The following is a 6,725-nucleotide window of genomic DNA, read 5'->3' on the forward strand; positions in this document are numbered from 1 at the left end:
CTGTAGCCCAAATCCTACGCACAATAAATAAAATTTAAATACTTTTTTGCTACCATAACGCAAATTTCAAAAACGGATACGCAAATGAACAAACGAAGTTTCTCGTCGCGCTGGGCTTTCATCATCGCCTGCGTGGGCTCTGCCGTGGGTATGGCAAACGTTTGGGGCTTCCCCTACAAACTCGGCACGAACGGCGGCGGCGCATTTTTGCTAATTTACGTTTTTTTCGTAGCGCTGTTTTCATACGTAGGCCTAAGCGCCGAATACGCGATCGGTCGCCGCGCCAAAACAGGCACGCTAGGCTCATACGAATACGCGTGGAAAAGCCGCGGACTTGGCGCTATCGGTAAGGTTATCGGCTGGTTGCCACTTGCCGGTTCGATGTGTATCGCAGTGGGCTATGCCGTCATCATCGCCTATGTTTTAAAGGCGCTAGTCCAAGCCATAGACGGCTCGCTAATGAGTGAAAATACCGATACGTGGTTCAACTCTTTTGCCCTGACGCCCTACTCCGTGGTACCTTATCACTGCATAATTGTTGCAGGCACGTTGCTGACGCTGTTTTTCGGCGCCAAAAGCATCGAAAAAACGAATAAAATTATGATGCCGCTATTTTTCGTGCTATTTGCGATTTTGGCGGTTAGGGTTGCGACACTGCAAGGCGCCGCGGGCGGATATGCGTTTCTTTTCGGCGCCGATTTTACTAAGCTAGCAGATCCGATGGTTTGGATTTCTGCGATGGGACAGGCATTTTTCTCGCTATCGATTACGGGCTCAGGTATGATCGTTTATGGCGCGTATCTATCCAAGGACGAAGACGTCGTATCTGCGGCGAAAAATACCGCGCTATTTGACACGCTAGCCGCTATGGTAGCTGCGCTAGTGATGATCCCTGCAGTATTTGCTTACGGAATGGATCCTGCGGCGGGTCCTAAACTACTTTTCGTAACTCTGCCTAAAATTTTGCAAGATATGGCAGGTGGTAGAATTTTTGCAGTGATTTTATTTACCGCCGTGATTTTTGGTGGAATTTCATCGCTTCAAAATATGTTCGAAGTAGTCGCCGAATCGCTAATGCATAAGTTTCCAAGGCTAAGCCGCGCCTTCACGCTTGCGCTATTGTGCGCGATCTGCCTTGGTGCGGGCCTTGGTATGGAAGCGATAAGCTCATGGGGTCCGTGGATGGATTTCGTATCGATTTATATCATTCCGATCGGAGCAGTAATCGGCGCGATATCGTGGTTTTGGGTAATTAAACGTAATGAAATTTTAGATGAGATCAATCTAGGCGCAGAGGGGGTTCGCGGCAAGCTCTGGTATGATATCGGGCGCTTTGTCTATGTCCCGCTGGCGCTACTTTTATGTATAATCGCGCTTAGTATGCATATTTCGTTTTGAATTAAAATTTCGCTAGATTTAGAATTAATAGTGTTCTCTCGTAATGGAATTTTAGTAAAGCACATTTATAAATCATTGCATTATCCATATAAATAATGTATAATGCAATCAAAAAGGAGACAATATGACGCGATCTATAAACGTAAATTTTAGAATGGATGCCGAGCTTAAAAAAGGGTTGGAGGAAGTATGCTCTGAAATGGGGCTAAATTTAACTACTGCTTTTACAATATTTGCTAAAAAAGTATTGCAAGAACGCAAAATTCCTTTCGAGCTGACGGCAGATCCCTTTTACAGCCACGAAAATTTATCTCATCTTAAGCGCTCTTTTGACGAATTAAAGGAAAATAGCGGGATTGAGCACGATTTGTTAGAAGCGGATCAATGAAAAAAATCTAGTCGCAAGAAGCTTGGAAAGATTATCTGTATTGGCAGGAAAATGATAAAAATATCCTAAAGCGCATAAATAAGTTAATCCTAGATATAGAGCGTAACGGCTACGATTGTATAGGCAAACCCGAAGCGCTAAAGGGTAATTTATCGGGGCTTTATAGTGTTAGAATAGATGGAAAAAATCGGCTCGTATTTAGAATATCTAATGGCGCCATAGAAATAGCTCAGTGTAAAACTCACTATGGAGATAAGTAAAATACGCACAAAAGCATCAATATCAAAGCGGTAGGATTTGTCCCAAAATAAAAACTTTCACACCAAAAAAAGGCGTGGAATTTTAAAATTTTATCTTATTTTATGGCTTAAAATTTTGAAATTCAGTGCAGATTTAAAGTAGTAAATTTCAAAATTTTACCTTGGCTGCTAAAAAGAAATTTCGTCATCAAATTTAACAACAGAAATTTCTTTTTAGTAAATGCGGTATCTGCAAAAGAGTATCATGAGCTGCTGCAATATTTCAAGGCGCTAAACGTAAAAATAGAAGATCGGACCGGCTTTATACCGCAGGCTCAAAACAACGACTATTTCACCGATAAAAATGAAATTTACAGCGACGATTTTAGCGATACGCAAATTCCGAAGAAAAATTTTAAATGGAAGCTTAGGCGATTTTTTAGTTTGGATTGAAATTCTAGCTCAAACGGCAAGCCGTTAAATTTCACGAGTAAATAGGGCAACCGCTCGCTAGCCCTGCCCGTTACAGCCGCAAAGCTTCGGGCAATTCAAAATCAACCTAGTCCATCGCCATAGCCGCAAGGCTACGGCAAGTAAAATCGATCCGACCCGCTGTCGCAGTAAATCCAAAGTAGATGCGGTTCGGGGCGTAAAAAGCCGCTCAAAGCCCGAACCGCTCCTAATCCTTACTTCGCCCCTTTAGGCGGCATAAACGCGGTTAGTTTGATATCCTCGCCCGCCTTGTGTTTATAAAGCTCGATATTTACTAACGCCGTGTGGGAGATGTTGCCGTTGGCAAGCTCGCTCGTAGGAAGATCGATCGTAAGCACGTTCGGATTTCCATTTTTGCAAAGACCCTCGGCATTAGGATCGTACCACGCGCCTTCGAAGATCTGCACCACGCCGCGCATTATGTCGCTGCTCACGTTGGCTCCCGCTAGAATTTCACCGCGAGCGTTAAACACGCGCACCAGATCGCCCTGCTTGATGCCGAGCTCCTTAGCGTCCTCGGTATTTATTAGCACCGGCTCGCGATCTGCGACGGCGTATCTCTTACGATTTGAGGTGTTGCTCTGCTGTGAATGCAAGCGGTCATACGGATGGATGCTAAGCAGGTGAAATTTCGCAGGCTTATCCTTCATCCCGAGCCACTCGACGGGCTCGAACCACATCGGATGCGCGCCGCAGTCTTTGTAGTTCATAGCGGCGATCGTATCGGAGTAAATTTCGATCAGCCCGCTAGGCGTTCCCAAAGCCTCCAAAACGGGATCGTTTCTAAAATCCTCAAAGCTCACGTACGCAGCACTCTCTGGCGTTTCGTAAAATTCCGTCGGCTCATTTTTCTCCCACCACTGCTCAAAGCTCGGCATCTGTATTCCCAAAGCGGTGTTTGCGTTCACGGCGCTCGCCGCCCCTTCGTAAAATTCTTTGATCCAGTCCATCTCCGTTTTGCCGCCATCCGTATAAACCTCGGCAAGCCCATCTGCATAAGCCTTGCAAAGGTCGGTAAAAATTTGATAATCGTCCTTCGCGCCGTGCTGCTTGGCGACGACCTGCTTCATCGGGATTATATGCATATTGGAGTAGTCCCCGCTCATCGTGATGTCGTTGCGCTCATACTCCGTCGTGGTCGGAAATACGATGTCCGCCATCTTCGCAGTCGGCGTCCAGTAAATTTCATTCACTACGATGGTGCGCGGCTTGCGCCAAGCCTTAATATTGGTATTGGTATCTTGATGGTGCACGATCGGATTTCCGCCGACCCAGTAGATGAAATCGATCTGCGGATAGGTGATCTTTGCGCCGTTTGCGTCAATCGTCTTGCCCGGATTTAGCAGTGCGTCCGCGATGCGAGCTAGAGGAAAGGCAACCTTCGCCGTATTTACCAGCCACGCTTGGGCTGCTTCGCCGCCTTGCTTCTGATCCTGCGCAAGCCCTAAAAATTTGCCGTCCTTAACGACGCCGACGCTAGCCGCGTTCATTCCACTGATCACGCCACCCGCGCAGGTAGGCGCGCCGCCGTTAGCGTAGTGGTAGCTAAAGCCGAAGCCGCCTCCAGCAAGTCCTATCTGCCCCAGCATCGCGCACAAAGTCACGATCATCCAGTGCGCCTGTTCGCCGTGATGAGCGCGCTGAATACCCCAGCCCGCCATTATCATCGTGCGGTTTTCATAAAATTTTACCGCGAGCTCTTTGATCACGTCCGCGCTAATGCCGCAAATTTCACTAGCCCACTCCGGCGTCTTGGCTACGCCGTCACTCTGTCCCGTGAGGTACGGTACGAATTTTTCAAAGCCCACGGTGTAATTTTGTAAAAATTCCTTATCGTACTTGCCCTGCGAGTAGAGGTGCTGCGCCATGCCTAACATCATCGCTACGTCGGTGTTCGGGCGAGGGGCGATCCATTTCGCCTTGCCTTCGAAATACTTGCCGCTTACGGTTTTAATCGGATCAATGATGATGATCTCTTTGTCGCTGTTTTTTAGCTGCTCGAAATACTTAAATCCCTGCTCGTCCGAGCTCGTCCACGCCACGCGAAGCGTAGAGATCGGATTTAGACCCCAAAAGACCACGACTTTGGAGTTTTCAAGCACCACCGGCCACGAGGTTTGCTGCTCATAGACCTGATTTGAGCCCGTTACGTGCGGCATTATGACCTGCGCCGCGCCCGTGGAGTAATCGCCCGTGACGCCAGTAAAGCCGCCGGTTAAGTTCATAAATCTATGAAGCAGCGTCCTTGAGACATGCACGTTACCCGTGCTCTGCCAGCCGTAGCTGCCCGCAAACACCGAGCTCGCACCCTTTTGCTCGCGCGTCTTTTTTAGCTCGCGCGCGACGAGCTTGATCGCGTCCTCATATTTTACCTCGACCCATTCGTCAAGCCCGCGAAGCTCAGGCTTTGGATTATCGGGATCGGCGAGGTAGGATTTTCGCACCATCGGCGCTTTGATGCGCGTGTTATAAACGAGATCCGCCATCGTATTTTGAAGAGTATTTGGAATTTTAGAGGTGATCTTCCACGGCGCGGATTTTACGATCTTGCCGTTTTTGACGCTCGCTTTTAAAATTCCCCATCGCGCCGCGGTTAAAATTTCGCCGTTTTTCTTAAGCGCGGTAAGTTTATCCGCCGCGAGCATCGAGCTTGGGATGAGCGGAAGCGCCGAAACCGCCGCGCCGAGCTTTAAAAAATTTCGTCTTTTCATTTCATATCCTTTAAATTTACGTCCTTGGAGTGCTTTTGCAGATACTGCACCACCGTCCAGCTCTCATCCTTGCTAATAGGCGTGCGCGAAAGCATCGATTTGATGTAGCCCGGCCATCTGTTGGCTTCATAATCGGCGGGCTGATGCAGAGCGTGACAGACGCTACACGAGGCTTCGAATTTCTCCTTCGCGCCCGCGAAAATTTTATCCACATCGCCGCTTAGCGCGCCCTCGTCGGTGTAGGCGGTTATTTTAACCTTATTAAAGCCGTCCTCTTCGCCCAAGCTCTCGCTTTGAAATTTAGCCTGCTTCGAAAACGCCACCGCGATTATGCGCGCTTTAGGCGTGAAATAAATAACGTTGGGCGCCTTTGGATTTTGATAGCCGATGAGCGAAAATTTCACCACTCCGTCCTTGACCTCCAAAACCTCTATGGCGTTTGTGGGCAGCAGCCTGCCGTCCTTGTGCGACAAATCGCCGCTTACGCTTACCTGCTTTAGCACCGTGCCGTAAAGCGTCTCGCCCGCCTTAACCTCGGCGCCAGCGTAGCTTGCGATCGCAGCCGCAAGAGCCGCCGCAGCCGCAATAGAATTTAAAAACTTCATGCTTATCCTTTCTTAAAATTTAAAAACTTCTCGTAAACCTGCCGTATAAAAAGCTCGCAAACATCACGGCCAAAATAGCCGCGAATGCCGCAAACGCTACCTGCGCGCACTGCGCCGCGTCTGCAAATTTGATGCTCGGCACCAGATAAAATCCTTCGCCGTAAAATCCGCCGAAAAAGCTCTGCACATCGCTAAGCGCGGTGCCTGCGGGAAAGGACGGGGTGCCCGTGCAGCTTGCGGGGCGAAATAGCTCCGGCAGCAGGCTATCAAGCGGCGCCGCAAAAGGAAATGCAGGTGACGAGAGGCAATTTGCGGTATCTGCGGCGGTGTGCGGCGCGGAGCTTTGCATAAACCCGTATATCGCGCCCGCAAAACCAAGCACGTAGGCAACGAGCCTTGCTATGAAGCCAAACGGCAGCAGCAAGCCGATAAGCGCGCCCACGCCCGCTACGGCAAAGCCCAGACGCACGAGGGTACTCATCTGCGTAGGCGACATAAAAAGGCAGCACTGAAAGAAAAAATGCGATACCGCAAGATAGCCTGCGCTTATCACAAAGAGCCAAAACCACGGCGCAGCGGTATTTTGCCACGCATAAATCTTTAAAATCAATCTATTCAAGATCTCCTCCATCTTATAAAATTCTTAAGAATACTTTTTAATCTTAAGATTTAAATTTATGAGGGAATTATAGCAATAAAAGATAAAAATTCGAGTCTGTATTGCCCTAAATATCGGAGTTTAATAAGCTTTAAGCTTAACGTATAAAATTTCAATTTTAAAATTCGACGCTCCTTGCGCAGCGGCGGAAAGTTTTTGAGATATGAAATTAAAACCGTAGATTTTATAAAATTTTATCTTTATTCGGCTCTGTTTTGATAAAAAATATAACTG

The 6,725-nt window shown here is 48.0% G+C and carries 5 protein-coding genes and 1 pseudogene; 3 read left to right on the plus strand and 3 right to left on the minus strand.

The window, feature by feature from the left end:
* The first annotated feature begins 84 nt into the window (after positions 1-84).
* The 3 genes and pseudogenes from Q0620_RS01140 (at position 85) to Q0620_RS01150 (ending at position 2,046) form a co-directional block, all read left to right on the plus strand.
* Positions 85-1,398 (plus strand): sodium-dependent transporter, encoded by a 1,314-nt coding sequence (locus tag Q0620_RS01140; protein ID WP_298782860.1) that lies wholly within the window; start codon positions 85-87, stop codon positions 1,396-1,398.
* 124 nt (positions 1,399-1,522) lie between these two features.
* Entirely contained in the window at positions 1,523-1,786 is a 264-nt protein-coding gene (locus Q0620_RS01145; protein ID WP_295152683.1) for a type II toxin-antitoxin system RelB/DinJ family antitoxin, read from the plus strand.
* Positions 1,783-2,046, plus strand: a pseudogene (locus Q0620_RS01150) (Txe/YoeB family addiction module toxin). The gene Q0620_RS01145 and the pseudogene Q0620_RS01150 overlap by 4 nt, the downstream one beginning before the upstream one ends.
* A 665-nt stretch (positions 2,047-2,711) precedes the next feature.
* On the opposite strand, the gene Q0620_RS01155 reads toward Q0620_RS01150, so the two are convergent.
* The 3 genes from Q0620_RS01155 to Q0620_RS01165 are packed head-to-tail and all read right to left on the minus strand — an operon-like array spanning position 2,712 to position 6,452.
* Positions 2,712-5,228: a molybdopterin guanine dinucleotide-containing S/N-oxide reductase gene (locus Q0620_RS01155; protein ID WP_298782861.1), complete on the minus strand. Its 2,517-nt coding sequence runs from the start codon at positions 5,226-5,228 to the stop codon at positions 2,712-2,714.
* A complete protein-coding gene (locus tag Q0620_RS01160; RefSeq protein WP_298782862.1) occupies positions 5,225-5,833 on the minus strand; it encodes a cytochrome C in 609 nt (202 codons plus the stop codon). The genes Q0620_RS01155 and Q0620_RS01160 overlap by 4 nt, the downstream gene beginning before the upstream one ends.
* Before the next feature lie 19 nt (positions 5,834-5,852).
* The gene (locus tag Q0620_RS01165; protein WP_298782863.1) at positions 5,853-6,452 is read right to left on the minus strand and encodes a disulfide bond formation protein B; all 600 of its coding nucleotides are present in this window, start codon (positions 6,450-6,452) and stop codon (positions 5,853-5,855) included.
* Between the last annotated feature and the right edge of the window lie 273 nt (positions 6,453-6,725).

It is taken from the genome of uncultured Campylobacter sp. (assembly GCF_938017615.1).
Taxonomy (GTDB): domain Bacteria; phylum Campylobacterota; class Campylobacteria; order Campylobacterales; family Campylobacteraceae; genus Campylobacter_B.

Coding starts and splice junctions, on each gene's coding strand:
- Q0620_RS01160 (WP_298782862.1), bottom strand. CDS start 5,833: ATGAAGTTTTTAAATTCTATTGCGGCTGCGGCGGCTCTTGCGGCTGCG.
- Q0620_RS01140 (WP_298782860.1), top strand. CDS start 85: ATGAACAAACGAAGTTTCTCGTCGCGCTGGGCTTTCATCATCGCCTGC.
- Q0620_RS01145 (WP_295152683.1), top strand. CDS start 1,523: ATGACGCGATCTATAAACGTAAATTTTAGAATGGATGCCGAGCTTAAA.
- Q0620_RS01155 (WP_298782861.1), bottom strand. CDS start 5,228: ATGAAAAGACGAAATTTTTTAAAGCTCGGCGCGGCGGTTTCGGCGCTT.